The organism is Effusibacillus consociatus (genome assembly GCF_042652925.1).
GTDB lineage: Bacteria > Bacillota > Bacilli > Tumebacillales > Effusibacillaceae > Effusibacillus > Effusibacillus consociatus.
Genome location: NZ_JBHSHC010000002.1, coordinates 47,343 through 71,205 on the forward strand (window position 1 = coordinate 47,343; position 23,863 = coordinate 71,205).

Sequence of the window (23,863 nt, forward strand, 5' to 3'; positions counted from 1 at the left end):
TCCCTTGATTAAATAGCAGTTTTCAGCAGATTCTCCACATCATGAATACTGATTTCTTTGCTGCTCAATCGTCCGACTTCCTGGCCGTCTTTAAACAACAGAAAAGCGGGTAACCCAATCACACGCAGGTCAACGCAAAGCCGTCGATTTTGCGCACTGTTCAGCTTTACGATTTTGACTTTTTCATCGTAGACTTTTGCCAGTTCTTCCACTTGCGGCATGAGCGCCAAACAAGGCTGACAAGTTGGTCCCCAAATATCAACCAGGACCGGTTTTTCCGATTCAATCACTTCACTCGCAAAATTCTCTTTGTTGACTTCCCTCATCCCACTTTCACCCCTTTGTTTTTCTCAATCAGAAACGACATTCCATCAGACAATTTTGTCATTTTACCTAGGAACAGGCTCCCTTTCGCGACAAACATGGCGTTCTTGATTTCCTGATTCATGATCATTTCCCTGGCATGAACCAAAAATGGAATGGCAGCCGCAATATGCCCTTGTGTGGGTGAAAATCCCGGCATCCCATAAGAGATTTCAAAGTCCGGAATCTTCTCTTTCGCCATTTCTCCTTTTAATACCGCCATACCGGCAATCGTCCGATAGTTAGTCCTCGGAACATTGCCGTTTCCATTTGGTTCAGTTACTTCCGGATTGTGCATTTCCACAGCATATTTATCGACATCCAAGATTCGTTTCCCGATCCGTTCCAATGGATCCACAACCAGTGATCGGTAGATCGCCTGTGCAGAAGAGCCTGCAGCGATATTGTGTTTTCCGACCGCATCGAGCCTGATCACAGGACTTTTCCCATCATCCCGGCCTACAAGGATGGCAATGGCTCCCATCTGATCTTCCAAAATCGGCATTTTATGTTTCAAATGACCGGCATATTTCATGCCCAGTTTCGCCATACATCCCCCGCCAATGACCAGTACTTCATTGTAAAGTCCAGACTGAACAAGACTTGCGGCAACAACCACCGCATGAGTTGGAGCACAGCAGAACGACTTAATGTCGGACCCGCTCGCATTCACGCATCCCGCAAGTTCGGCGATCGATTTTGCCATATTTCCCCCGCCGCGCTGATAACGGTCCCCCACCGCCTCCTCATCACAGCCGATTAGATAATCGATCTGTTCCGGATTGATATCGAATGATTTTAGTGCATGGCGCATAGCCACAAGACCTGAAGCCTTATTGCACAGGTTTTCCAACAGAATCTCCGCAATGAGATTGTGGTCTTCTTCATGCCCCCCCAACATGCATCCGATCAATTTCGTTTTCTCGATATAAAGGGGAATCGCATGAGCTGACGAAATTTTTTCTTCGATAAGTGCTTCGCTTACCCCATTCCCTAATCGTTTCAGATCATTGGCAGTGAGTAAAGGATGATGTTCCAATTTGAATTTCAAGTCTGACAAAAATCCTTCTTCCAGCAGAACCAACTCATACTCATCTGATATTTTTAACCAGCCGTAAAACTCGTCTTCAGGCATTATTTCCCCGCTGGAACCAAATCGTTTCGCATCGCTTACCGCTGATTTGTACCAGGGCCCCTCAAAACCGAGAAGCCCGCTCGGTCTCAGATTCCCAATAAACACTTGATTGGGCGGATATGCGACTGCTTCTTCATAACTCCTGAGATTCCCCAAGATCTTATCAAGAAGAGAGGGATCCTTTTGGATTTCTCTTTCCGGCTTCGAGCCATGCCTCACCAAACTGGGAGTGTGAACAATCACATTCGATGTTCCTTTGATGACCGGTGTAAACATAGAACCACCTGCTTTACTGGAGGTTTGAACCAACCATTTGTTCTTTCAACTTTTCTTCCAGATCTTCTACATAATGTTGGGCAGCTAGAGCAGCCAAGCTTCCATCCCCTGTAGCGGTTACCACCTGGCGCAAAGTTTTTTCCCTCACGTCACCAGCGGCAAATATGCCGGGCACCTTCGTCCGCATGTTCCCATCAGTCAGAATGTATCCGGACTCGTTCGTAATTCCGAGCTCTTTTACACATTCCGAAATGGGATCCATTCCAACATAGATAAACACGCCTTGGCAGGGATATTCACACTCCTCGCCGTTCACCGTGTCCTGAATCAAAACACCGGAAACCATATCGTCTCCACGAATTTCTTTGACTTGATGATTCCAGATAAATGCAATTTTTTCATTCTCAAAAGCCCGTTTTTGGATGATTTTCTGGGCTCGCAATGTGTCCCGGCGGTGAATAATGGTGACTTTGCTTGCAAACCGGGTCAAAAATAAGGCTTCTTCAACGGCCGAATCCCCGCCTCCGATAACCACCAGCTCCAAATCAGCGAAGAAAGCACCGTCACAAACTGCACAATACGATACACCCCGGCCGGAAAACTCCTGCTCCCCCGGTACCCCCAGTTTCCGATGCTCCGCACCGGTAGCCACAATAACCGATTTTGTCTTAAATTCTTGTTCGTCTACGGTCACTGTTTTATAGGGATAACCGTCTCGAATCTGTTTGATATGGCCTCGAAGATAGTCCGTCCCAAATTTTTTTGCGTGTTCGAACATTTTTTCCGAGAGTTCAGGTCCCTGAATCGATTCATAACCGGGATAATTCTCTATGTCTTCCGTATTCACCATCTGACCGCCCGGAATCCCTTTTTCAATCATCAAGGTTTTCATGTTTGCCCGTGAAGTATAGACGGCCGCGGTCATTCCTCCTGGACCTGCTCCTGCTATAATCACGTCGTAGACTTTATCGGTGGTCACTTGAGCTCACCCCTCTCCCGAACTGCAGCCATGCCTCTCATCAGATCTTCACTTCAAAAACGGTCGCTTCCTGGACGTCGGTCGCCAGTGCCTCCAAGGCAACCCCCACTCGATGCTTCCGAAGTTTCCACTGGTCTTCCGGGGAAGCGTTTGGATTCCCCAGCGGATAAGGGATGGAAACTGTAGGTACAATCCGGTTCGCGCCGACTGTTGTCGCAATCGAAACCAGGTTTGCCATCTGTACGATCGGAATGCCACTCCTTTCAATTTCTTTCGTAATCGTTGCGCCGCAACGAGTACAGGTTCCTCAGGTGGAAGTGAGAATTACCGCCTGAACATTCGCATCGCGAAGCTGCTGGGCAATTTCCCGTCCCATCCGGCTTGCGTCAGCCTGAGTCGTCCCGGTTCCGACCGTGCAATAAATGTACTCATGAATCCTGCCGATTTTCCCTTCTCTTTCATACTCGCGCAGTGCATCCAGAGGGACGATCACGTTCGGGTTCTCATTAGCAAAGGAAGGGTCGAATCCGGCATGAATGGTCTGCCATTCGCCCGCCTGTAAAGAATCCAGCCCGGAAATGTTGTATTTCCCCCATTTGGTTGCCGAAGCGGATTGGATACGATCGGGGTTGCCGACAGGCACAATCCCGCCGGAACTTACAAAAGCGACTGTCGCCGTGCTCAAATCTGCGGGGGAAGCAATTGGCACCCGGTCAATTTGTGGTATCGGCATTTCCGTCTCAAACGGCTCTCCATTTAATTTTTTGAGCAGCATATCGACGACACGGTCCGCCCCGGAAACCGGTGGGGTGACAAACGACTCCAAGCGGATTCCGCGCGGGAAATATCCTTCCTCTTTGGCAGGGCCCAGTTCCGCTCCTGTCGCAAGCTTTTTTACGAAATCGGCCATCACGGGTACGTCTTTTCTCATTGCGGACGCACTGTTGCCGCCCGAGAAGATGTACAACTCCTTGCGGAACATTTCCACAGCCGGATTTTCCGCGTGCATGCTGGTAATGACCTGAACTCCGAATTTTTCTTCCACCGCTTTGCAGATTTCAGCGCACGCAAAACCGTATCGTCCAGCAAGGAAAGCCGGTCCTGCAATGAAAAAATCGAATTCCTTGTCTTCCAGAAAGTGAAGAATTCTGGTGATGGCTTCCTCTTTTCTGGACCCGAAGAAGTTATCGCCGCAAATGATCGTATGAGTGAGATCCACTTCAGGGGCCAACAGGTTTTTCAGAAGGAGCCCCGGTCCTACTGCGCCTTCCCTGATGTCAGGCTCGTAGTCGGCTTTCTCCTCCCCGCCTATTTGTCCAAAAAACTGATTGATATAATGAATGGCCCTTTTCATCCGGCACCCCCCTAATAATCAACTACCGTTTTGTAATACTCCCCGGTGTTCGCATCCGAGCAGAACATCCCGTTATTCTCCATTTCAATGGAACCGTCTTCTTTGACGCTTCCTTCCCAACCTCCGGAGTTCCCGTCCCGCGCCAGGGATTCAAGATCTCCAATCACAATTTCCATCGGTGGCAGTTTCAGCAGCTGTGAAACGTTGCCAGTTGAAACGATCGCATCCGCCTTTTCCGACAAGTCCACGAGCGATTGGGAACGTCCGTCACGTCCTGTGCACTCATTTGTTATCCCGACCGTTTTGATGCCGGCCTCCTCCAACGCATTAAACACTGCTATGAAATCCGCATCCGGATTCCCGTAGCCTTCCTCGCAAACAATGGCGCCCTGTGCTCCCAAGGCGGTGGCCAATTGGCGAACAAAAAGTGCGGAGCGGGTTTTCTCTTCCAACTGAACATTCAGGTTGGAAACGATCACTCCCAAGAAGTTGAGAGTCTTGCCATGTTCGCTCAGCAGACGCTTAATCGTCGCATTGTTAACGTGCTGATAGGTGGAGATTTTGGATGAGCAGGGCATAAAACTTCCTGAGATGACAGCTCCATCCAGCAATTCATTGGGATGCATATAGGTTGGCAGCATATGATTCGAATCCCACCCGTAAACCAATGCATTGTAACCGTTTTCAAGCATTTGAGATTGAAGCTGCATAACGTAAACGACGCCCGGCAGATTCCGGACTTTTTCACTTCGCTGATCCAGAGAAGGAAGCTCGAAAATCTCAAGTTCTTCGGGTTCCATATTTTTCACACAGTTCCCGATATATTCCGCCAAGCGCATGCCTGCCCAGCGCAGAGCTTTATTTTTCTTTTGCTGCTCATATCGTTCAAATTCTTCGTCCGTATCGGCGACCAGGCAGATGTTGATCAATTGCGAGAATATCGTCTGCTTGGCACCCGGTCCGCTCATATCGATCAGACCGTCCTGAAATCCTCCCCACCGTTTTCCGACAGCCAATACACAGCTGCCTTTCAAGGCATGAGTCCGTCCGCTGCCCGCAGGCATCAATTTATTGAGTACACCAGGGAACATCACGCCGCCGGAAACCTTGCACCGCGGTTCAATCGCCTCCTTGACCGGTGTGATACGAATTGGGTCCCCCGGTTTTGCGATCACCAGATCAACCTCGGTGATATGGTCATCTTGAAGAACTACACTTAACGCTTCGTCTTTATGAATGGTCAGCACGCCATCTTGGAAGGAGGTGGCGGCTCCAAAGACAACATCTTTGACATAAAAATTCCCCATTTCCAATCTCATAACTTTCCCCCTTCAGAAGATTGCATTTAGATTTTTAGAACTTGATTATATAATAATCATGATTAGAGATTTTGTAAAGAATATTTCCAAAATTTTTAAACAGGGTATTCACTAGCTTTTTTAGACAGAATAATAGATTCGTTGAAACTTTTAGTGAATATTCTAAATTTTATATTCCAAAATAATCATGATTACTATATAATCATAATCAACAACCGATAAGACTATGCAGTACGATTTTTTATAAGCGATTGCATTGTCGTAGGAAAGGCGCAGAAGGAGGTTTTTCACTGCATGACCGTATCCAGGGGAACAATTTTCTGCAGATGACCCTCACTTCCGTGGACCCAGGTCGGGATTCCATACGGGAAGATCCATAAGGAGGGCTTAGTGTGGTGGAACAAAACAGAAACAGCAGAATCGTCTTTCGTGTGTCGTTATTGCTTACCAGCATTTTTATTTTGCTGGGCATTTTCTTTAACGAAAGTTTATCGGCCATTTCTTCCACATTTCTAAAAACGACCATCGATCAATTTGGCTGGTTTTATCTGATCGCAGCAATGTTGTTCCTCTGTTTTTCCGTTTATTTATGTTTTTCCCGTTTCGGAAACATCCGATTGGGAGATGATACCGATCGTCCAAGCTTTGGTACAGGTTCGTGGCTGGCCATGTTGTTTGGTGCAGGCATGGGTATAGGGATCGTATTCTGGGGAGTTGCGGAACCTGTCTATCATTATGTCTCACCGCCTTACGGTACGGGATCCACAGCGGAATCGGCAAGCCTCTCGATGCAGTACACTTTTTTCCACTGGGGACTTCACCCTTGGGCCATCTATACGGTGATCGGTTTAAGTCTCGCCTTCTTTCAATTTAAGAAAAAGCTTCCTGCACTCGTCAGCTCCGCTTTCTATCCGCTGCTTGGAAACAGGATTCACGGCCCCATTGGCAAGACGATCGATATTCTGGCCGTGTTTGCCACAGTATTCGGGATCGCTACTTCTTTGGGGCTGGGAGCCATGCAGGTTGCAGGTGGAATGAATTCCTTGTTTGCTACCCCTAATTCCACCACAGTTCAGATTTTGGTTATTGCTGTCGCCGCCGTTTTATATATGATTTCGATTAGTACGGGACTGGAACGGGGCATCAAATACCTGTCCAATACAACCATGATCCTGTCGTTTCTGATTATGGCGGTGATGCTGGTACTCGGCCCCACAACACAAATTTTCAAGACCTTGATCCATACCATGGGCAGTTATATCAACAATTTGCCATCCATGAGTCTGCGCCTGGAACCTTTCAAAAAAGATGAATGGTTGGCCAACTGGACCTTGTTTTATTGGGCATGGTGGATTGCCTGGGCACCGTTTGTCGGGATGTTTATTGCCCGCATCTCGAAAGGCCGGACGATAAAGGAGTTTGTGTTCGGCGTATTGCTTGCGCCCACCCTGGGGACATTTGTTTGGCTTTCCGTCTTCGGCGGTTCCGTACTCCATTTTATTCATAATCTCGGGAATGCCGCCTTGGCCAAACAGGTAACCGCCGACGTATCGCTGGCCTTGTTCAAACTTTTCGAGCTCTTTCCTTTCACTTCCCTGTTAAACGTGCTTGGGTTCATAATCATTGTCACCTACTACATTACGGTCGCCGACACTTCCACATTTGTATTGGGAATGCTGAGCGAACAGGGAAATTTGAATCCCTCCAATAAGATCAAGATCACATGGGGCACCATCCAGGCGTTTGTCGCAATTGTCCTGCTTTTAAGCGGAGGACTTGAGGCTTTGCAAACCGCCTCCGTAACGGCTGCTTTTCCTTTCGCTATCGTGATGGTCATCATGTGCTGGGCATTGTTGAAAGGATTAAAAAATGAGATGGCAGCCAACCATGGACATACAGCTGAAAGTGAAAGTGAAAATGAAATTGGAAATTCTGTAACGGAGGTTACTGAACAAAAAATATATACTTTATAAAATTCAGGATATAGGAGGAAATGCAACATGACTCTAAAAATCCGAGTGTACTCCGATTATGTTTGACCTTTTTGCTTTTTGGCGGAGGGTCCGCTTGAAGCAGCTGCCGCAACCTCACACCCATCTTGCATTTGAAGGGTACCAGTATGCCAAGGAGCATGGAAAGGCAAACGAATACAATCATCGCATGTTTACAGCGTTCTTTCAGGAAGAGCAAGACATTGGGAACATTGAAGTTTTAACAAAGCTTGCGGGTGAAATCGACCTAAGCACAAAGGAATTCAAAGAAGCTCTTGAGATCAGAAAATACAAGGAAGCACATAAAAAAGCTTTGGATCACGCCTATCATGAGGCTAATATTACGGCTGTTCCCACTTTTGTGATTGGTGAACGAGTTTTACGTGGAATGTATAGTCAATCTGCATTGGAAAAGGTGATTCACGAAGAGCTGCAAAAACAACAAGCGCAAGTCCCCGAGGGACTTACTTGTGGTGTTGATGGATGTTGTTAGATATACCTGTTCCTTCAATTTAAAGGACCGGCAAGCCTCATATGGGTTTGCCGGTAATTCTTTTTATTCTGTCGAAGACTCCGTTTTAAATAGTGGAAGGTTCCAAGTTATAGCAACGGCGATAGATCCACTCATACCCCTTCACATTAATATCCCGAGGATTTCCCACTGTTTGCGGATCTTTAAAAGCTTCCTCTGCCAATTGCGGGATCATGTCAGCAGGAACTCCTTGTTGTTCCAAAGTTGGAATTTGGACGTCCTTCACCAACCGGTAAACTTCTCTTACAGCCGCTTTTGCTGCTTCCTCGAGAGCTAAACCATGGATGTTCACGCCTAGAGCTTGTGCGATGCGGGCGAATTTTTCAGGTTCTCCCATCCAGTTGTACTCCATCACCGGTCCGAGCATCGCGGCCACACATTCTCCATGCGCCACCGGAATAATACCTCCGAGCGTTTGTGCCATCGCATGGGCGGCGCCGGCAGATTCACTGCCGTAGGACAATCCTGCAAGCATGGCAGCTTTCGCCATTCCGTATCGAGCCTCAATATCTTTTCCGTTTGAGTATGCCCGTCGCAAATATTTCGCGATATATTCCATCGCCAATAATGCGACCGCATCTGTCATGGGTTGAGCATAGTGACAGGTATAACACTCAATCGCATGAGACAAAGCATCGATCCCGGTCGCTGCTGTAATTCGCGGAGGCATCGAAATATGGAGTTCGGGATCAATAATCGTCAAGTGAGCTGCAATGAGGGGCCCGCCTACATTAAATTTAAATTTACGATAGGGGTCTGTAATCACAGCCCACTGTGTGACTTCACTTCCCGTACCGGCTGTAGTGGGAATCGTGGTCAGAGGGGGAATTCGTTTTGCAAGGGGCTTCTTCCCTTCCGCGCATTCATAATTCAATACGGGTTCCCCGTGAACCACCTCAACCCCGATCGCTTTGGCGGTATCCATCGAGCTCCCCCCGCCGACAGCCACAAGCCCGTCACATTTGTTTTGCAAATACATCTCTGTTCCTTTTGCAACGATATGAATGGAAGGGTTAGGCTCCACTTGATCAAAAATGACGACCGCCACATTGGCTTCTTTCAAGCTGTTAATCACGGGATCCGCGAGTCCCATTTTTCGCACGCCCGGGTCGGTCACCAGCAGAACTTTCGCAACTCCCAAATTTTTCACTTCTTGACCGGCATCTTTAATCACACCAATTCCGTGCTTCACTACAGTCGGCATCTCAAAGCTCTTCAATCTTCCCATTCTCTCAAAACGCATGAACATACTTTTTGCCCCTCTCTTTTTTGATAGTTGAATTTATTTAAACCACCCCATCGGTTGCGGATTAATATTCATGTAGATATGTTTGATTTCGGTATATTCCTCTAAGCCGACGTGACTTAATTCCCGGCCGATCCCGGACTGCTTATATCCCCCCCATGGCGCTTGCGGGAAATATGGATGATAATCGTTAATCCACGTGGTACCCATCCGCAGCCGCTTCACAACACGTTCCGCCCGGTTCATGTCCTGCGTCCACACCGCCCCGGCCAAGCCATAGACACTGTCATTGGCGAGTCGGATCGCTTCTTCTTCCGTTGCAAATTTTTCAACTGTCATGACAGGGCCGAATGATTCTTCCTGTACAATTCGCATTTCAGTATGACAGTTTGTAAAAATCGTCGGTTCAATGAAAAATCCTTTTTGCAATTCCGGAACATTTGGACGTTTTCCCCCCAAGACCAGCTTCGCTCCTTCTTCGATTCCCATGTGAATGTATCTCTCGACGCTTGCTAACTGATCGGCGGAAATAACAGGTCCCATCTGGGTTTTTTCATCAAAACCGCTGCCCATTTGTATGTTCTTGGCTTGATTCACGACCGCCTCGACGAATCGATCGTGTATGGATTCCTCCACCAGGAGTCGTGCACCGGCGGAACATACCTGACCTGCATGGAAAAAGACAGCATTCAGGGCATAGTCCACCGCTGTTTCAAAATCGGCATCCGCAAACACGATGTTCGGATTTTTGCCGCCTAATTCAAGCGAAATCTTCTTGAAATTCCCGGCCGCCGCCTGCATAATCTGTCTTCCGGCAACTCCGCCCCCCGTGAAGGAAATCAGATCCACATCATGGTTTTCCGCTATTTCCTGTCCAACCGTCGAACCCGGACCCAGCACGACATTCACTACGCCTGGAGGAAATCCTGCTTCTTCCATAATTTCTGCAAGTTTAATAGTTGTTAAAGGGGTGATCTCGCTGGGTTTAACCACGACTGTATTTCCGGCTGCCAGTGCAGGGGCGATTTTCCATGAAGCTTGCAGCAAAGGATAATTCCAAGGCGCAATTTGTCCGCATACGCCTACCGGCTCCCGGACCATTCGACTCACCGAATTCGGATTCGGAGATTCGATGATAGAACCCCCGTCTTTATCAGCCAATCCAGCATAATATTGAAATACCCCGGCAATTCCATCCATGTCCGCCAAGCTTTCAGTAAGAGTTTTGCCGGTGTTTAAAGTCTCCAATTCCGCTAACTCATCTTTATACTTTCGAATTTTTTCAGCGACGTGAAATAACAGAGATCCTCTTTCGTAAGCTGATACGTTCCGCCACTCGCCTTCATCAAATGCTTTTCTGGCAGCTTGAATGGCATCCCGGGCATCCTCGCGATCCCCCCGCGAAACCACTGCGATTACTTCTTGATTGTAAGGATTCATTATGTCTTTTGTCTTACCGGAACGGGCTTCTACCCAATTTCCGTTGATGTACATTTTTCTCAAGAGCAATCCCCCCAAACGTTCAGTTTGTTTAGAATTTTTTAAACTATTTGAATGATATCATCATGATTATATTTTGGTCAATATTAAAATTATCAGAATTTTTTCGTTGACATCTACATCTTTTTTGATATAGTTATCTTAAAATTCTTGAATTTCGACCGAATCGTAGAGGTGAATTATGCTGAACTTTCAATCGAATTACAGTTCTGAAGCCATGAAACCAAAAGAACAGCTGAACCATAAGGAGCTGCTCGAAGAAGCAGAACATATTGTGATCGATGCAATCTCCGAAACGATGGATTTATACGGAGTAACTCCCTCCGTTGGCCGATTGTACGGTGTCCTGTATTTTAGCGACCAGCCGATGTCATTAGACGAAATGAGCAAACAAATGGGCATGAGCAAACCGTCCATGAGCACAGGGGTACACTCCCTCATGGAGATTTTCATGATACAGAAGGTTTGGCAAAAAGGGGTAAGAAAGGATCTTTATGAAGCTGAAAAAGATTTCTTCAAATCGTTCATCGCTTTTTTCTGTAAAAAATGGGATCGGGAAATCCTTGTAAACTTAGAAGCTATCAACAGGTCGGAGAACATATTAATCAACCTCGTGAACGACCCGGATACCCCTCAAACCATACATCAAAAAGCCCAAATTGATCTGGACCAATTAGAAGAGTCGAAAAAGTATTATGATTGGTTGAAAAAACTGGTTGACGCTTTTCGATCCGGAGAAATATTCCGGTTGATTGATGGCCTTCCTGAAGGGGATTAACTGTATTTGCCCGGAAGGTCCGCCTCCCGTCAAATAGAGTTAACATAAACAAAAAAAAAGAATGGGGGTATGAGATATTATAAGCTCTCAAAAATTTACTTATTTCAAGAAAGGGGGGTATTTCAGAACACTCCAAAAAAAGGGCTGAATGCGACAAACTTGGTTTGCAGACCCGGAAGGTTGTCGCACTGAGCCCATTCCACCTGAAAAGGGACGCTTTCCTTTCAAGTGTATAAATGATTCTACCATATTTGCTCCGTTATTAGTATTGTTGACAAAGTAAGATGATAAGGAGTGAAATCGAATGCAGGAATTCAATTCAACGGTTGAAACGCCGCTGATATCAGAGAACTCTGCAATCCAGCAGAAAAGTAAATTTTGGACATCCGGTCGGACGTCCATTGCAGGTTTTTTGCTCTTTACGGCAATCGCTTATGTCTACTCACTCTTTTCCGATAAACCGCTTTATTGGCCCGGGTTGTTCATAATGCTCCTGATGTATTGTGTAATCTATTATATTGGGGCCATTTCGATCCGAAATAAAATCGGAAAGACAGATGACATGCTGGTGGCGGGAAGATCGATGCCTCTGTGGATTTCAATGTTCACCATGACCGCCACCTGGGTTGGAGGAGGCTATATCACGGGTACAGCCGAAAGCGTATATAAATCCGGTTTTGTATGGACCCAGGCTCCCTGGTGTTATGCCGTCAGTCTGATTATCGGCGGAATCTTCTATGCCAAAAAAATGCGCCGTTACGAATTTATGACCATGTTGGATCCGTTGGAAGCCCGCTTTGGCAAAAAGATGTCCAGCCTTCTCTATATCCCGGCTGTTCTGGGCGAAATTTTTTGGAGCGCCGCCATTTTAACCGCTCTTGGGACCACCTTTGGCATAATTCTTGGATTAAGTTTTACCGTGTCCATCATCTTTTCGGCAATCGTTGCACTCGCGTACACGGTGGTGGGCGGTTTATGGGCGGTTGCCCATACGGATGTTTTACAGTTATCGATTATGTTTCTCGGATTATTGCTTGCCGTCCCGTTTGCCTTCGGAAGCGCAGGCGGTTTCGAAGCCGCTTTTGCTCACTACTCGGAAGGAATGAAGGGATCTTTAAATATCTTCCCGCCTCTGATGGGATGGAAGGATCCGGCCTGGGGCAATTTCTACTGGAACTGGTGGGATTTTGCACTCCTTTTAATCCTCGGGGGAATTCCCTGGCAAAGCTATTTCCAGCGTGTGCTCTCCGCAAAGAATGAAAATGTTGCCATGTGGCTGTCCATTACTGCCGGTCTCTTTTGTGCAGTCGCGGCGATTCCGCCGGCCCTGATCGGAATAGCGGGATATAAAGCCGATTGGGGTGCTTTGGGAACCTCGGCCCCTGAAAACTCCTCCATGATTCTCACATATGTATTCAAATTTATGACTCCTGATTTTGTTGGTGCAATTGCACTCGGCGGACTGGCTGCAGCGGTTATGGCCGCCGTTGCTGCTTCTATGCTATCCGCCTCAGGCATGGCGGCTTGGAACGTCTACCGCCCACTGGTGAAACCAAAAGCCACCCAAGTCCAATTGGACAAAATCATCAAACGTTCCATCATGATTATCGGATCGGCAGCCACGCTGATCGCCCTCTCTGCTAAGAGCGTTTATGCCCTATGGTATTTGTGCAGCGATTTAGTCTATGTAATCCTCTTCCCTCAATTAACAACCGCCCTATTCTACAAAGGAGCGAATTGGTACGGATCACTTGCCGGTTTTGTCGTCGCCCTGGTCTTACGAATCGGCGGAGGGGAACCGCTCCTGGGTCTCCCGCCAATCCTGCCTTATCCCATGATTGAAGATGGGGTGGTGCTCTTCCCGTTCCGCACTTTCGCTATGCTGGCCGGATTAATCACCATCTTCATTGTCTCGTCTTTGACCCGACGGATTTGCCAACCTATGCCGCTGCGGAACCTGCATCGGGATCAAGCTGGAGAAGCTCAAAACTCACTCACCTAGTTTTCCGCCAACACAAACGAGGTCTGAGTTCACGTTGACTCAGACCTTTTTCCATTGTTACTGTTTAAAAACAAAGTGATTCGCATTCACCGCGATTTGCCGAATATATTTCATGGTGGCTTCTACCGCTTCTTCCGGGGTATAATTCCGCCTTTTATTCAGCAGCAGGGTGAGCATTCCCTGCCATACGAGGGTGGCCATTTCGTTAATTTCTTCCGCGTTTTCCTCTTTGATGTATCCTTCCTGCACACATTTTTCTAAAGAGAGTCTTCCCCTTTTTAATAGATTGGATTCAAGCACCATGGGGATCAATTCTTCCGGAAGATTCGTGATATCTGTCGGAAAAATCGTATAGTATTTTTCGATTAAATCTTCGGGCTGCCCGCCCAAATTGGAGGAGAAAATCGCATTGTAAATTTGAGGTTCCAAGAAAGAATATTTGCAAAAACATTCCCAGATCAAAATATATTTTTCTAATGGCGTGTTTCCTTTTTCAATGTACTTCGGCAGCGCATCGGTATATTTCTTTAAAAATGTCATGGCTGCAAAAAAGATTAAATGGGAAACTTCCTGAAAATAGTTATAGATCGTAGCACTGTTATAACCTGCCAGATCCGCGACTTTACGGATGGTGACGTTTTCAATTCCTTCATCTTCAATGATTTTCACTGTTGCTTCAATGAAATACTGCATGATGCGAATTCTTTGAATATCCTTTTTATACAATTTCGATCACCTCTATTAACACGATTATATCATGATTATCACGCTCGGGAATCGATCACGAGGTAATAATGGCATTCCTGATCCCCAATATTAATAAATTGGTGCTGCAAGTTGGCTTCAAAGTACAAGGAGTCTCCCGCTTGCAATTCGTGAACCACATTCCCCTCTCCCAATACAACCCGCAGCTTTCCTTGGGCAACCGTCATATATTCCTTGACACCGGAGGTATGGGGAGGAAAGACTCCCGATTCTTTTCCCGGCGGCACAATGTTTAAGATAAATTCCACTCCTTTTGAAGGAAAGGAAGGAGAAAGAAGATGACGTTCGAAACCCGATTTCTCATCCTTATAGACCAATCTTTGTTCTTTCTTAATAAGAATGACTTCCTGCCTGTCCTGTTCCCCTAACAGCTGCGACAGAGTCAAGTGTAAAGCTTCCGCGATTTGGCAAGCGATTTGAATGGTGGGGTTTTTTTCTTCCCGTTCAATTTGGGACAGCATCGAGCGGCTGACTCCGCTTAGCTCCGACAGTTCCTGTAATGTGAGCCCCTTTCCCTTCCTTGCTTGTTTCACATTATTTCCGAATCCCACTGTATACCCTCCGTCCCAGATCAATTCCACTATAGAGGAAAAAGTTCCTTGACTATCCAAACCGATTTTTCCTATGATGAAATCATATCCACTTTAGTATATTCTTTTCAGTATTTGAAGAAAAGAGGGTCCCTTCATGGCGATTGCAGTGTCTTTGCTCCCTATTCTCGTGATCTTTCTCTGTTTGTTCATCCTTAAACAATCCGCTTTACGAGCGGGCGTTATCGGATACTTGACTGCGGTCATAATTCCTGTACTCAACCCGCAATTTGGCTTGGAATGGCCGGAGATAGGTACGGCTTCAGTAAAAGGAATCTTGATTTCTTCCATTGTGGCTTATGTGCTTCTCTCTGGAATCTTTCTTTTTCACCTCATGAATCAGACGGGCGCAATCAAATCAATCGCCACTTTTGTTTCTAATTCTACATCCGATCCCGTAAGACAAGTCCTGATGCTTGTGGTTGCGTTTTCCCCTTTTGTCGAGTCGGTAAGCGGATTTGGCATCGCCATAATAGTGACCGCTCCTATCTTAATCGAGCTTGGATTTGACCGTTTCCGTGCGGCTTTATTGTCCTTGTTGGGATTGAGCGCCGTTCCTTGGGGGGCGTTGGCTTCCGGAACAGTGATAGGTTCAAGTCTCGGGGGTATTCCTTTGCAAACTTTGGGGGCGGGAAGCGCCATTTTGGCTGTTCCGACTTTTTTCTATTTCTCTATTGTTGCGGTTTTGCTTGCCCGAGGTTGGAAAGGATTCGCCAACCGATGGTTTGAATGTACGATCGTCACGTGCACATTAGCGGGTTCAGTCTGGTTCTTCAGTACATTTATCAGTGTCGAATTGGCTGGGGTATTGGGAGCGTTAGCTGCCATGGGAGCGGAGTGGTTCTTTATTCGCTCAGCAGCCGGTGCATCAAAGGCACATGGCATCACAAAAGCTTTAAGTCCTTATCTGTTTCTCACCGGGGCTCTATTCATCACCCGGTTGATTCCGGCAGCAAAGGATTTGCTCACCACCCATCTGGTATTGGAGTTTCCGAATTATTCGTTCAGGCTCCCTTTGCTGTACTCTCCCGGATTTGCCATTCTGATCACTTGTTTGTTTACGATTGGGGTCTTCAAAGTGCCAAAATTGACGATTCGAAAAGCTCTTCACTCCACCTTAAAACAGTGGATCCCTGTTACCCTGTCCACTGCTGCATTTTCGGCTATGTCGGAGGTAATGTCTGCGTCAGGAATGACCGCCGTTCTTGCGGGTGCGGCCGCATTTGCTTTTGGTTCGTCATTTCTCTTGGTGTCGCCTTTGATTGGTGCGACGGGAGGGTATCTAACAGGGAGCAATACCGGAGCCAATGCGATGTTTATCAAACTTCAGATTCAAACCGCCGCTCAATTAGGCATATCTCCTGAGATTTTGGCAATCGGACAAAACACCAGTGCTTCCCATATGACAATGGCTTCTCCTTCCCGGGTCTTATTAGGGGTTTCGGTTTGCGGCATTCACTCGGAAGAAAACAAGTTAGTAAAAAAGATAGCTCTCATAGCTTTAGGTGCCCTCATTTTGGTCCTCATCGGAATGTTATGGAGAAGTTGATGCTGAACCTCTTCAGTATTGCAATGGAAGTCCGCTAAATATAATTTTTAAATTACTAGGGAGTTGTGGAAATGCCTTTTCCCTGCTCCGCGATCCACTTCCAACTTTCCCCTTTGTCGCTGGACAAGTACACATCCTTCTTAACGGTGGCAAACACCATTTCGTTCTCGTTCACCGGATTTTGGGCGATATACGTCACCGCATCTTCTTTTAATGGGGGAATGTTGATTTCTTCTGTTTTTTTACTGTCCACATCAATTTCCAGCAAGAAGGGTTTGTTGTTCGCAAGCCCGCCTGCATACAATTCACCCTTCCTGCCAAAGAATAGTGAAGTTATCTGAATGTTAGGCACGATTTTAGCAAAATTCTGTCCATAATCCTTGGAAACATAAATCCCGTTTTCAGTACCGACCGCAACCACAGCATCCGTCGTTGGATGAATGGCCAGTGCAGACAATTCTTCATTTACACCTTTCATCTCACTCCGGGTCCAAGTTTTCGTTTCGTCTTTTGAATAATACATCCCTGCCGAATTCATTTTGGAATTTGGTGCCGGATTCAACACATAGATCGTATGGGTTTTATAACTCACGCTCATCCCGTGGAAATCTGTTTCCCCCGATAAACCTAACGTTTCAATGCTCTTTCCTTCATTTGTGCTTTTGACAATGCCTAATGGATTCTTTAATTTCGAACCGGGCGCAGGATGTCCGCTGCTGTAAAATCCGTTATCTGCCATGGAAAATCCCATATAATCATGATTGGGCCCTTCAACAGTTTCCCAGCTGCCATTTGAATACACCCCAATTCCATAATGCGCCGGTATCAGAATCCGCCTTCCGTCATTCGAATATCCCAGACCGTGGATATGATGGAGAGTGATGGCCTCTCCCCTCCGCTTGTCCGGTTTCCCCATATAGCCATGCCTCCGCTAATCAGAACCGCAATCAGGGAGAGAATCCATCCCCGTTTCCATATTTTTCGAAACTGACCCTTCCCTTTCCTCATTACAAAATAAAGAATGAAAAAGAGCGCAAACAAAATGCCCGAGACCATTATACCAATTTGATCTGTAGAAAATGTGGCAAATGCTCCCGAGGAAATGTATAGGTCCCTGCCCACCTTCCTTTGGACAGGGACCTATACATTTGCAGTCAACGTCTACAGTGTTACTCACGATTATTAATGAGGATAGTTTTGTCTCACTTGCTGCGGATCGGTACCAGCGAAACCCGGTTGGAACATGGATTGCGGACCTACCCCGAATTGTCCGCCCCCGACAAATCCAGTTTGAACCATGGTTTGTGGTCCAAACCCAATTTGCCCGTGAGTGTGGGTAGCCAAATGTTGTTGAGCAAGATTCTGGATGTAGCGCAATTGGTTAGCAGCGTTTTGTTCCGCTTGTTGGAATTGCTGAGCCAGGATTACGTTTTGCTGTTCTTGTTGCTGCAGTTGTTGAGCGATTTGGATGATCTGTTGAAGGGATTGGTCAGCCTGTAGAGCAGCTTGTTGAATTCGATACGGCATGTGAACACCTCCTTATAATCCACCAGTAATGTAACCGCGTTTTTCCCGCACTATTCATATCAACACGTATTTTATTTCGCCGCCATGCTCCCTTGTCGTGAAAAAGCTATCAATTAAACGGATTCTCCCACTTTCACATGTCCTTTTAACAGATTCCTTGCGATGATCAATCTCTGGATTTCGTCCGTCCCGTCATAGATTCGCCATAATCTGGCTTCCCGGTACCAGCGTTCAATCGGCAGTTCTTTGGTATACCCCATTCCGCCGTGGATCTGGAGAACGCGATCCACCACCCGATTCCCCATATTGGCGCCATACAATTTTGCCATGGAAGCGTAATGACGATTATCCATCCCCTGATCCAACATCCAGGCTGCATTAAATACCAGCCATTTCGCAGCTTCGATTTCGACGGCGGAGTCTGCAATCATCCACTGGATCGCTTGCCGTTCCGCGATTGGCTCCCCAAATGTCACCCTTTGTTTTGAGTAATCAATTGCCATTTGCAGCAAACGTTCGGCTGCCCCCACGGCTCTTGCTCCGACAATCCAGCGGGCAAATCCGATCCATTCCAGACCAAGATTATACCCACCGTGCAATTCGCCCAGAATGTTTTCTTCCGGTACCCGCACATCCTCAAAGATCAGCGACGCAGGTCCCCACTCCCCCATCGTGTGGATGTACTCGGAACGCCATCCCATGTCACGGTCGACCAGGAAGCAGGTGACACCGCCCCGGCCCTGTGCCTGTTTCTCCTTGTCGGTAACAGCAAATACCATGGCAAAATCGGCTTCATTCCCCTGGGTAATAAATACTTTCTCCCCGTTTAATACCCACTCGTTTCCGTCTTTTTCCGCACGCATACTAATCCGTCTGGTATCGGAACCTGCTCCTGGCTCCGTAAACGCAAAACACGAAATTCGTTCTCCATTGATGGTAGGAATCAGATACTTCTTTTTCTGCTCTTCGTTGCAATAATAGAGGATGTTGTCGGCAAAACCGCCGAATCGGAAGGGAACGAAGGTCCGTCCCAACTCCATTACGACAATCGCCTGCATCATCTGCCCCAGATTTGCCCCACCGTATTCCTCAGGCGTGTTAATGCCCCAAAATCCAAGTTTCTTTGCTTTTAGTTGGAGTTCTTCGATTTGTTCAGGAGTAATGCCCGGTTTGCCTTCTCTTTCATTGCGAAGAACCTCCGGTTCAAGAGGCATTAATTCCTTTTCAACGAATCTTCTGATTGTCTTCTGAATCATTTTCTGTTCGTCATTCAATCGCAAATGCATAGCCATCTCTCCCCTTTTGATAGTAGTTGTTACGGTTTTACGACCAGTTTCCCCCAGGTTTTTCGTGTCGCTAACAGATTTAAGGCCTGCGGAAGCTCTTCAAACGGAAATTCCTTAAAGACAGCAGGACGAATGACGCCTTTTTCGTACAATGCCATGAGATCGTTATGCGCTTCCACAACCCTTTCCGGCATAAGACGTCGGAACAAACCCCAATGGACTCCCACAACAGAATAATTCTTTACTAAAGCATGGTTGGTGGGTGCATCTGCGATCCGCCCACCCGCGAAGCCAATCACGAGCAGCCGTCCTTCAAACGAAATGCATTTTCGGGAGCGATCAAACGTATCACCGCCAACGGGGTCAAAAATAACGTTTGCCCCGCGCTTTTCCGTAACCTTGTTCACAATCTCCACGAAATCTTCTGTGAGATAATCAATCGCTACCTCAGCACCGAATTCCTTGCAGATCCGGACTTTTTCCGGCCCTCCGGCTGTAGCAATAACACGGGCTCCCGCTGCAACTCCTAACTGAATGGCCGCTGACCCCACACCGCCTGATCCTGCATGAACCAACAGCACTTCACCGGGTTGTATTTTGGCGCATCGATGCAGAGCATAGTAGGCGGTCTGATAGGTGATAAACATGGATGCGGCTTCTTCCCAAGACATGGAATCCGGAATTGGATATACGTGTTCCTCGGGTACAGACACCCATTCTGCCAAACCTCCCGACGGCAATGGAGGTGTAGCTAGTACACGCTGCCCGACTTTCAGGGTTGTACCTTCACCAGCCGCCGTAATGGTTCCGGAAATCTCCGCCCCGGGGGTAAACGGTAACGGTGGCTTCTCCTGATACTTTCCTTGACATAACAAAATATCAAAAAAATTCAAAGCTGCAGCTTGTACCCGAATTAATACTTCTCCCCGTTCCGGGGTCGGGGTTGACAATTCCTCAAGATGCAGTGCCTCGCCCGGATCGGCAAGCTCTTTCACCAGCCATGCACGCATAATCGGTCCTCCCTGTCTAAAAAATCACCATCTCCATCCCGACCACAAACTAACCGGTCAGTATGTAGGTTCCTAATTTTCACTTTATTACAATTTATCAGCTAATTCAAATGTTTTTTTGTATCCCTTACTTGCCATGAGCAGAATCAATGATCGCATCATGAACCCGTAAAAGATTACCGATGCGGTTTTGGAGTCCAGGATCAGGAGTGACGAAGACCTCAATCACCTCACCTATGGACTTGGTAAGCAATTTACGGAATAAAGAAGAAGCTCAACATTGGATTTTGACCCATCCGGATGAACGAAATCAAATTTGTAGAAACGTAATAAGATTATTTCCCAAGGTATTGAGACAGCTTTTCCCGGAAAATCCCCGGTAACAGTTCACTTTTCTTTGTATCAAAGTTAAAATGCACCATGGTTACAAGGGCTTCAACAATCAGTTGTCCAGCAGCTTCATCTTTAATACGGTTTACTAAGTCAAAACTGCTGTTTCCTATTCGATCTACTGCCGTTTCGATAACTAATTTTTGTTTAAAAAACGCCTGGGCTCTAAAGTCAGCCTTCACAGACGCCAGGATCAAGGGAACCACCACAAACCCCAGATCCTCCATAAACTGCAAACGAGCTTCTTCCAGGTAGGATAAGTAAACTGCATTGTTAACATGACCGAACATGTCTGTCTCCCCGTAGCGAACCGTGAGACATGTAGTATGAACCATACGGTTGGCCTCCTATTTATTTGTTCAGCATCCAAGGACGCCAGAAACCACATCCCTGTTGATGTGGTTCCCGGTCGAATCTTCATCTACCGTCCTTTAAAAGATGGGGGGCTTTTGGCAAAGAAAGCCGTAATCCCTTCAATCGCATCTTCCGTGCGAGCGACCGTCAGCATATGCTCCCGCTCAATCTCCAACCCTTGAATCAAACTCTGATCGGTTCCTCTTATAGCGGCATCGAGGATCCCCTTAATCGCAATCGGGGGGCCGTCAGCCAACTGTTTGGCCCAATGAAAAGCTTCATCACGAAGTTTATCTTGCGATACCACCCGATTTACAAGCCCGTACTCCAAGGCCGTTTGAGCAGAGATTCGTTCGCCGCTTAGCATTAAATCCAGTGCCCGTCTTCGGCCGATCAAACGGGGCAGTCGCTGAGTTCCCCCGTAGCCCGGCATAATCCCGAGCCGAACTTCCGGTAATCCCAATTCAGAGGTATCTGCGGCGATCGCCAAATGGCAGGCCATCTGCAGTTCATTTCCACCGCCCAGTGCTTTCCCGTTAATACACGCGATGATGGGCTTGGGAAAGCCTTCAATCCAGTTGAACAAATCGTTCATCCTCCGAAGAGTCTTCTCAGCGGTTTTCCGGTCCCCCATTTCACCAAACTCGGAAATATCTGCACCAGCAGAGAAATTTTTGTCCCCGGAGCCGGTGATGATCAGGCAGCCAATGGAATCGTTCGTTTCTGCCTCGTTAAGTATCGTTTCCAATTCGTATAGAGTCTCCCGACTTAACGTATTCATTGGGGGCCGATGTATCGTAATCAGTGCCACCCGATCCCGAATTTGAATTTCAAGATGTTTTCCTTCCATCAGTATGCCTCCCGTTCGACGATGACCGCCACCGCCATCCCGAATCCTATACACAATGTTGCCATCCCGTAACGTCCTTCCCGTCGTTCCAATTCGTTGACCAGTGTCGCTATAATGCGGGCACCGCTTGCACCGAGGGGATGGCCCAACGCAATGGCTCCTCCGTTGGGATTGACTTTTTCAGAATCGACACCCATCTCCCTCTGCCAAGCGAGGACAACCGATGCAAATGCCTCATTCACTTCAAACACATCCATATCGTTGAGTGACAATCCGGCCCGTCTCAGTACTTTGGCGGTGGCAGGAATGATTCCGGTCAGCATAATTTCGGGATCCACTCCCGCCAAACCGGTCGCAACCACACGAGCACGAGGCTTCAGCCCGAGTGATTGAGCCTTCCTGCGGGAGGCAAGCAGCACCGCGGCCGAACCATCACTGATTTGACTTGAATTTCCGGCTGTTACCCTGCCATCAGGACGAAATGAAGGAGCCAGTCCTGCTAATGCTTCCAGGGTGGTACCCGGCCTCGGTGTCTCATCTGCCTCCAGGAGAATTTTTTCTCCCTCGGGGTTTTGGATTTCAATCGGGATGATTTCGTTATCGAACCGGTCTTCCTTTTGTGCTCGAATCGCTTTTTCGTGGCTGTGCAAAGCAAACTCATCCAGTTCTTCTCTCGAAAGATTCCACCTCTCCGCGATTAATTCCGCGGAAACCCCCTGCGGAAGGATGGTATGCTGCTCCAACAGAAGAGTACTGAGATTCCCGCCGTCACTCCCCATTGGAACACGATTCATACTTTCCACGCCGGCCGCAATGACACATTCCGCCATTCCCGCCATGATCGCGTGGGCCCCTTGTGCAAGAGTCTCCAAGCTGGAGGCACACATCCGATTCACACTCACTCCGCACACATCCACTGGAAAGCCCGCAATCAGCCCCGCCATGCGCCCGATATTGTAGCCTTGTTCACCGATTTGGGTCACACACCCCATTTTGATATCTTCCACTTCGGAAGGAGCCAATTGGTTGCGTCTCACTAATTCTTTCAGGAGAAATGCCGCCATTTCATCAGGGCGCGTCCCGGCAAGAGAACCTTTTTTTCGCCCAATGGGGGTTCGGACCGCATCGAGAATGACCGCATCCAGGTCCCGCATATCCTTCACCCTTTCATGATTAAAATGTAAACAGATCAATTCCACCCGTTACCGGGAGACCGACACCCGTAATATAATTCGCCTCTTGAGATACGAGAAAGGCAATCGCATTGGCGATATCCTCCGGTTCCCCCGGCCGCTTGAATGCCGTTCGGGCAATCATTCGTTCCCGCATTTCCGGGTTGGACATCTGGAAGGCTTCCGTATTGATAATCCCAGGTACAATTGCATTAACGGTAATATTGAATCGGGCTCCCTCCAGGGCCAAAGTTCGAGTGAGTCCCAGAATACCGGCTTTCGTCGTTGAGTAACTTGCCTGGCCATATCCGCCCAGCGTTCCGGCGACAGAAGCCATGTTGATGATCCGGCCCCAGTTTTGTTCTTTCATGTAAGGCCAAACCGCTTTGCAGCAGTTGTAGGCACCCGTCAAATTTACACGGAGGTCACGCTCCCAAAAGTCATCGTTCTGGTGTTCCAATCGGGCCGTATGATCCAAGGTAGCCGCATTGTTGACCAGAATATCAATACGTCCAAATTGCTCCTTGACCTGTGCCATAACCGAGTTCACTTGCTGCCGATCGGTTACATCCATACGAAAAGCAACGGATCGTCGCCCTAATCCACGAATCTGTTCGGCTGTCGATTTGGTGTACACTGTTTTTGTTTGGGCCATTATTTGGGCAATGGGGCCCAATTTTTCCGTCATCTCTTCCAGGTTCTCATCTTCGATCAATATATCGGTCACGATCACATCCGCACCGGCTTTCGCCAACGTCAACGCGTCCGTCCTTCCCAAACCACGGGACGCTCCGGTGACAAGGGCGACTCTTCCTTCAAGCGGCAGACTCATTTTTATACCCATTCCTTTCGCTTCGCTCAAGGCACAAAACGGAATGAAATCCGTTAACCTTGA

Annotated in this window: 22 protein-coding genes; 5 read left to right on the forward strand and 17 right to left on the reverse strand. The window is 47.5% G+C overall.

What is annotated here, in order from left to right:
* Positions 1-8 precede the first annotated feature (8 nt).
* The 5 genes from ACFO8Q_RS00275 to ACFO8Q_RS00295 are packed head-to-tail and all read right to left on the reverse strand — an operon-like array spanning position 9 to position 5,426.
* Positions 9-326, reverse strand: a complete 318-nt coding sequence (locus tag ACFO8Q_RS00275; RefSeq protein ID WP_380023395.1) for a thioredoxin family protein — start codon at positions 324-326, stop codon at positions 9-11.
* Positions 323-1,774: a glycine/sarcosine/betaine reductase complex component C subunit beta gene (gene grdC, locus ACFO8Q_RS00280; RefSeq protein ID WP_380023396.1), complete on the reverse strand. Its 1,452-nt coding sequence runs from the start codon at positions 1,772-1,774 to the stop codon at positions 323-325. Before grdC ends, ACFO8Q_RS00275 begins: the two co-directional genes overlap by 4 nt.
* A gap of 13 nt (positions 1,775-1,787) precedes the next feature.
* A complete protein-coding gene (trxB, locus tag ACFO8Q_RS00285; protein ID WP_380023399.1) occupies positions 1,788-2,753 on the reverse strand; it encodes a thioredoxin-disulfide reductase in 966 nt (321 codons plus the stop codon).
* A gap of 40 nt (positions 2,754-2,793) precedes the next feature.
* Positions 2,794-4,107 (reverse strand): glycine/betaine/sarcosine/D-proline family reductase selenoprotein B, encoded by a 1,314-nt coding sequence (locus tag ACFO8Q_RS00290; protein ID WP_380023400.1) that lies wholly within the window; start codon positions 4,105-4,107, stop codon positions 2,794-2,796.
* An 11-nt stretch (positions 4,108-4,118) separates the two neighbouring features.
* Positions 4,119-5,426, reverse strand: a complete 1,308-nt coding sequence (locus ACFO8Q_RS00295) for a glycine/sarcosine/betaine reductase component B subunit (protein WP_380023401.1) — start codon at positions 5,424-5,426, stop codon at positions 4,119-4,121.
* 395 nt (positions 5,427-5,821) lie between these two features.
* Between ACFO8Q_RS00295 and ACFO8Q_RS00300 the strand changes: the two genes are divergently transcribed.
* Together ACFO8Q_RS00300 and ACFO8Q_RS00305 are read left to right on the forward strand one after the other, a co-directional pair.
* Positions 5,822-7,399, forward strand: a complete 1,578-nt coding sequence (locus ACFO8Q_RS00300; RefSeq protein WP_380023402.1) for a glycine betaine uptake BCCT transporter — start codon at positions 5,822-5,824, stop codon at positions 7,397-7,399.
* A 94-nt stretch (positions 7,400-7,493) separates the two neighbouring features.
* Complete coding sequence (locus tag ACFO8Q_RS00305) at positions 7,494-7,910, forward strand: DsbA family oxidoreductase (RefSeq protein ID WP_380023404.1); 417 nt, start codon at positions 7,494-7,496, stop codon at positions 7,908-7,910.
* Between the two features lie 85 nt (positions 7,911-7,995).
* Here ACFO8Q_RS00305 and ACFO8Q_RS00310 read toward each other — a convergent pair whose 3' ends face one another.
* Both ACFO8Q_RS00310 and betB read right to left on the reverse strand, forming a co-directional pair.
* On the reverse strand, positions 7,996-9,198 hold the full coding sequence (locus ACFO8Q_RS00310; RefSeq protein ID WP_380023405.1) for an iron-containing alcohol dehydrogenase: 1,203 nt from the start codon (positions 9,196-9,198) through the stop codon (positions 7,996-7,998).
* Positions 9,199-9,231: 33 nt separating this feature from the next.
* Complete coding sequence (betB, locus tag ACFO8Q_RS00315) at positions 9,232-10,689, reverse strand: betaine-aldehyde dehydrogenase (RefSeq protein ID WP_380023430.1); 1,458 nt, start codon at positions 10,687-10,689, stop codon at positions 9,232-9,234.
* 187 nt (positions 10,690-10,876) lie between these two features.
* Between betB and cudC the strand changes: the two genes are divergently transcribed.
* Together cudC and ACFO8Q_RS00325 are read left to right on the forward strand one after the other, a co-directional pair.
* Entirely contained in the window at positions 10,877-11,473 is a 597-nt protein-coding gene (cudC, locus tag ACFO8Q_RS00320; RefSeq protein ID WP_380023406.1) for a choline uptake/conversion transcriptional regulator CudC, read from the forward strand.
* Between the two features lie 304 nt (positions 11,474-11,777).
* Positions 11,778-13,475 (forward strand): high affinity choline transporter 1, encoded by a 1,698-nt coding sequence (locus ACFO8Q_RS00325; protein ID WP_380023407.1) that lies wholly within the window; start codon positions 11,778-11,780, stop codon positions 13,473-13,475.
* Positions 13,476-13,532: 57 nt separating this feature from the next.
* Here the strand turns inward: ACFO8Q_RS00325 and ACFO8Q_RS00330 are convergent, their stop codons facing one another.
* Positions 13,533-14,201 (reverse strand): TetR/AcrR family transcriptional regulator, encoded by a 669-nt coding sequence (locus ACFO8Q_RS00330; protein WP_380023409.1) that lies wholly within the window; start codon positions 14,199-14,201, stop codon positions 13,533-13,535.
* A 38-nt stretch (positions 14,202-14,239) separates the two neighbouring features.
* Positions 14,240-14,791 carry a helix-turn-helix domain-containing protein gene (locus ACFO8Q_RS00335; RefSeq protein ID WP_380023410.1) on the reverse strand — a complete coding sequence of 184 codons (552 nt, stop codon included), beginning with the start codon at positions 14,789-14,791 and terminating at the stop codon, positions 14,240-14,242.
* 136 nt (positions 14,792-14,927) lie between these two features.
* On the opposite strand from ACFO8Q_RS00335, the gene ACFO8Q_RS00340 reads away from it, so the two are divergent.
* Complete coding sequence (locus ACFO8Q_RS00340; protein WP_380023412.1) at positions 14,928-16,379, forward strand: L-lactate permease; 1,452 nt, start codon at positions 14,928-14,930, stop codon at positions 16,377-16,379.
* Positions 16,380-16,434: 55 nt separating this feature from the next.
* Here ACFO8Q_RS00340 and ACFO8Q_RS00345 read toward each other — a convergent pair whose 3' ends face one another.
* The 8 genes from ACFO8Q_RS00345 to ACFO8Q_RS00380 all read right to left on the reverse strand — a co-directional run bounded on the left by ACFO8Q_RS00345 (position 16,435) and on the right by ACFO8Q_RS00380 (position 23,812).
* A complete protein-coding gene (locus ACFO8Q_RS00345; RefSeq protein ID WP_380023414.1) occupies positions 16,435-17,295 on the reverse strand; it encodes a F510_1955 family glycosylhydrolase in 861 nt (286 codons plus the stop codon).
* Between the two features lie 266 nt (positions 17,296-17,561).
* Entirely contained in the window at positions 17,562-17,906 is a 345-nt protein-coding gene (locus ACFO8Q_RS00350; protein WP_380023416.1) for a hypothetical protein, read from the reverse strand.
* A 113-nt stretch (positions 17,907-18,019) separates the two neighbouring features.
* Complete coding sequence (locus ACFO8Q_RS00355) at positions 18,020-19,192, reverse strand: acyl-CoA dehydrogenase family protein (RefSeq protein WP_380023417.1); 1,173 nt, start codon at positions 19,190-19,192, stop codon at positions 18,020-18,022.
* A 29-nt stretch (positions 19,193-19,221) separates the two neighbouring features.
* Positions 19,222-20,202: an NADPH:quinone oxidoreductase family protein gene (locus tag ACFO8Q_RS00360; protein ID WP_380023418.1), complete on the reverse strand. Its 981-nt coding sequence runs from the start codon at positions 20,200-20,202 to the stop codon at positions 19,222-19,224.
* Between the two features lie 335 nt (positions 20,203-20,537).
* Positions 20,538-20,927: an acyl-CoA thioesterase gene (locus ACFO8Q_RS00365; RefSeq protein WP_380023420.1), complete on the reverse strand. Its 390-nt coding sequence runs from the start codon at positions 20,925-20,927 to the stop codon at positions 20,538-20,540.
* Positions 20,928-21,013: 86 nt separating this feature from the next.
* Positions 21,014-21,796 (reverse strand): enoyl-CoA hydratase/isomerase family protein, encoded by a 783-nt coding sequence (locus ACFO8Q_RS00370; protein ID WP_380023421.1) that lies wholly within the window; start codon positions 21,794-21,796, stop codon positions 21,014-21,016.
* Positions 21,796-22,950: a thiolase family protein gene (locus tag ACFO8Q_RS00375; protein ID WP_380023422.1), complete on the reverse strand. Its 1,155-nt coding sequence runs from the start codon at positions 22,948-22,950 to the stop codon at positions 21,796-21,798. Before ACFO8Q_RS00375 ends, ACFO8Q_RS00370 begins: the two co-directional genes overlap by 1 nt.
* A 19-nt stretch (positions 22,951-22,969) precedes the next feature.
* On the reverse strand, positions 22,970-23,812 hold the full coding sequence (locus tag ACFO8Q_RS00380) for an SDR family NAD(P)-dependent oxidoreductase (protein WP_380023432.1): 843 nt from the start codon (positions 23,810-23,812) through the stop codon (positions 22,970-22,972).
* Positions 23,813-23,863: the final 51 nt, after the last annotated feature.

Excerpts from the sequence above, each read along its gene's own strand:
- ACFO8Q_RS00295 (WP_380023401.1), bottom strand. The coding sequence starts at position 5,426 with ATGAGATTGGAAATGGGGAATTTTTATGTCAAAGATGTTGTCTTTGGA.
- ACFO8Q_RS00355 (WP_380023417.1), bottom strand. The coding sequence starts at position 19,192 with ATGCATTTGCGATTGAATGACGAACAGAAAATGATTCAGAAGACAATC.
- grdC (WP_380023396.1), bottom strand. The coding sequence starts at position 1,774 with ATGTTTACACCGGTCATCAAAGGAACATCGAATGTGATTGTTCACACT.
- ACFO8Q_RS00275 (WP_380023395.1), bottom strand. The coding sequence starts at position 326 with ATGAGGGAAGTCAACAAAGAGAATTTTGCGAGTGAAGTGATTGAATCG.
- ACFO8Q_RS00340 (WP_380023412.1), top strand. The coding sequence starts at position 14,928 with ATGGCGATTGCAGTGTCTTTGCTCCCTATTCTCGTGATCTTTCTCTGT.
- ACFO8Q_RS00350 (WP_380023416.1), bottom strand. The coding sequence starts at position 17,906 with ATGCCGTATCGAATTCAACAAGCTGCTCTACAGGCTGACCAATCCCTT.
- ACFO8Q_RS00325 (WP_380023407.1), top strand. The coding sequence starts at position 11,778 with ATGCAGGAATTCAATTCAACGGTTGAAACGCCGCTGATATCAGAGAAC.
- ACFO8Q_RS00380 (WP_380023432.1), bottom strand. The coding sequence starts at position 23,812 with ATGGGTATAAAAATGAGTCTGCCGCTTGAAGGAAGAGTCGCCCTTGTC.
- ACFO8Q_RS00375 (WP_380023422.1), bottom strand. The coding sequence starts at position 22,950 with ATGCGGGACCTGGATGCGGTCATTCTCGATGCGGTCCGAACCCCCATT.
- ACFO8Q_RS00310 (WP_380023405.1), bottom strand. The coding sequence starts at position 9,198 with ATGTTCATGCGTTTTGAGAGAATGGGAAGATTGAAGAGCTTTGAGATG.
- ACFO8Q_RS00360 (WP_380023418.1), bottom strand. The coding sequence starts at position 20,202 with ATGCGTGCATGGCTGGTGAAAGAGCTTGCCGATCCGGGCGAGGCACTG.
- betB (WP_380023430.1), bottom strand. The coding sequence starts at position 10,689 with ATGTACATCAACGGAAATTGGGTAGAAGCCCGTTCCGGTAAGACAAAA.
- ACFO8Q_RS00370 (WP_380023421.1), bottom strand. The coding sequence starts at position 21,796 with ATGGAAGGAAAACATCTTGAAATTCAAATTCGGGATCGGGTGGCACTG.
- ACFO8Q_RS00365 (WP_380023420.1), bottom strand. The coding sequence starts at position 20,927 with ATGGTTCATACTACATGTCTCACGGTTCGCTACGGGGAGACAGACATG.
- cudC (WP_380023406.1), top strand. The coding sequence starts at position 10,877 with ATGCTGAACTTTCAATCGAATTACAGTTCTGAAGCCATGAAACCAAAA.
- ACFO8Q_RS00345 (WP_380023414.1), bottom strand. The coding sequence starts at position 17,295 with ATGGGGAAACCGGACAAGCGGAGGGGAGAGGCCATCACTCTCCATCAT.